Origin of the sequence: Variovorax sp. LG9.2 (assembly GCF_035018885.1) — a bacterium.
Classification (GTDB): Bacteria; Pseudomonadota; Gammaproteobacteria; order Burkholderiales; family Burkholderiaceae_C; genus Variovorax.
The window spans coordinates 1-2,025 of record NZ_JASJXB010000076.1 but is presented as its reverse complement, the minus strand read 5'-3'; the positions used below and the strand labels follow the sequence as shown (position 1 = coordinate 2,025).

At 58.8% G+C, this 2,025-nt stretch carries 2 protein-coding genes; one reads left to right on the top strand and one right to left on the bottom strand.

Annotated features, from left to right (window positions below; translation table 11 throughout):
- Positions 1 to 242: 242 nt before the first annotated feature.
- A complete protein-coding gene (locus QN413_RS26885; RefSeq protein ID WP_323499617.1) occupies positions 243 to 1,094 on the bottom strand; it encodes an NAD(P)H-binding protein in 852 nt (283 codons plus the stop codon).
- A 131-nt stretch (positions 1,095 to 1,225) separates the two neighbouring features.
- On the opposite strand from QN413_RS26885, the gene QN413_RS26880 reads away from it, so the two are divergent.
- Positions 1,226 to 1,726, top strand: coding sequence for a protein tyrosine phosphatase (locus QN413_RS26880; RefSeq protein ID WP_323499616.1), 501 nt, complete (start codon positions 1,226 to 1,228; stop codon positions 1,724 to 1,726).
- Positions 1,727 to 2,025: the final 299 nt, after the last annotated feature.

Below are 2,025 nucleotides of genomic sequence, written 5' to 3'. Positions count from 1 at the left end.
GGCCCAGGCCAAGGTGCAAGGGCGCGGCCAGGTTGCTGCGCATAACTCCAATCTTCACAGGCAAGCTCCTCACTTTCAGGAGCAGTTTCCACACTTACCGGGTTGTACAGATTTCCGGGGCCAGCTCTCTGACGAGCGGTTCCGTTAACGCGACGGAACCCGTCAGTGAGATGGGAATGGTCTTGACCGGAACCGTAGGGCGTTCCGAACGCCCTGAAAAGCGTGTCGACGTTCTGAGACGCCTATGTCCACAAATCCCGGTAGTCGTGAACATAGTTTGCCAAGCGACGAGGCGCCCGCTCAAGCAAACGTGCAAGCTCCTCCACGACTTCTTGGGCTTGCCCAAAACGCAATCCCACATGCAGTATGGTCTGCACCGCTATTTGCGCCAGTGGCAGACCGCGCTGGTGGAGGTGATTGGCGTAGCCTAAAACGCTCGCCGATTGGTAATCGATAGATTTACCGAGTTCACGTGTTAGCGCTTGAGCGACTTGAGAAAAACTTAAGGCATCAGGGCCGGTGAGTTGATACGTCTTCCCGATGTGCGCCAGAGGGCTGAGCAAAGCCATCACTGCAACTTCGGCCAGATCCCGGGCGTCCAGAAAAGCAACTCTTGCATTGCCCGCAGGCACGTACAAACGCTTTTCGTCACGGATGTCCTGGCGATACGCGTCGCCCAAATTTTGCATGAAAAAGCCTGGCTGCAATATGGTCCAACCAGGTGGCCCGGCCCGCAGGTGCTGCTCAACTGCGTGGTGGGGTACCAATGAGTTGTGGCTGGCGCCTGCCACCGAGACAAACACCACCTGGCTCACGCCTGACTGTCTGGCTGCATCGATGAACACATTGAGCGTTCTTTGGGTGTCAGAAATCGGCGGGGGTCGAAGCAGAAACACGGCACGGCAACCTACCACGGCCGGTGTAAAGGTTGTCGCGTCCAGAAAATCAAAACGCACTGTTTGAGTTGGTCCTTGGTCAGGAAGGGCGCGTATAGCCGCCATGCGCTCGCCAATACGAAAGTGGATGCCGCGCCGTCTCAACTCACGCACCACGTGTGCGCCGACATTTCCCGATGCGCCGGTTATAAAGATCATCGGACTACTATAGTGCTCGCTGAGCAGCTTCAAGTCCTAAGCGCAACTGAATCGCCCGGGGCGATTCACCTTGATCGGCAAGTGTCAAGCGTCATGGTCCGCCACGCCGCCTTGCTAAGCTGTGAGCTTACATGACGGCAGTGAATAGAGTGACGGTGGTTTTTGTCTCCAAGCGGAACTCGCTACGGAGCGTCCTGGCGCAGGCCTGTCTTCAGCATCTGGGCGATGACCGATTTGCAGTGGTGTCGTGCGGATGGCCCGGCCACATAGCGGACAGAATTCACCCCGCGGCCTTGGGGGCGCTGGCCGGCGCGAGCATGCCGCCGCCGGCAATGATTCCGGCGGCTTGGTCCCATTTCCAGGCCCGCCACCTGGCCAGGGCCTCATTCATCATCACGTTGGACGCCGAGACGCATGGGCAGGAGCCATCGTGGCCCGGTCAGCCGGATTCAGCGCTTTGGGAGATGCCGGATGCGGCGGCGCTGAAAGAGCCGCAGGCAGCAGCCAACGGCGCCGTTCAGATTCTCTATTCACTGCGGCGAAGGATCGAGCTTTTCATCAACCTGCCATTGGCGAAAGGCGATCGCGCTTCCCTTCGGGACGACATCCGGGACATGGGCAAGATGGGCTGAGCGTCACATGGCTGGCGGTGGCTCGTAGGTCTGATTCGCGGGCATCACCGCACGACCCACTGCAGCAGCGACTTCATTCGGTTGTCATTGCATGGTTCTAGGCTTGTCAGTGCAGCGAAAAATTCAGGCACGGCTGGATGAAAGGGTTCCCGCGCGCGGCCCCTCAGCGAATCATGCGTGTTGCCTCACGAGGGAATGTTACCCGTCGACTGGCTTTGCTAGGGAGACGCTGAACATTGAGCATTGCAGCGCGAGTTGATGACATCGCAACGAGATGCGCCCTCAAGGGTGCCCGATGT

Coding starts and splice junctions, on each gene's coding strand:
- QN413_RS26885 (WP_323499617.1), bottom strand. CDS start 1,094: ATGATCTTTATAACCGGCGCATCGGGAAATGTCGGCGCACACGTGGTG.
- QN413_RS26880 (WP_323499616.1), top strand. CDS start 1,226: ATGACGGCAGTGAATAGAGTGACGGTGGTTTTTGTCTCCAAGCGGAAC.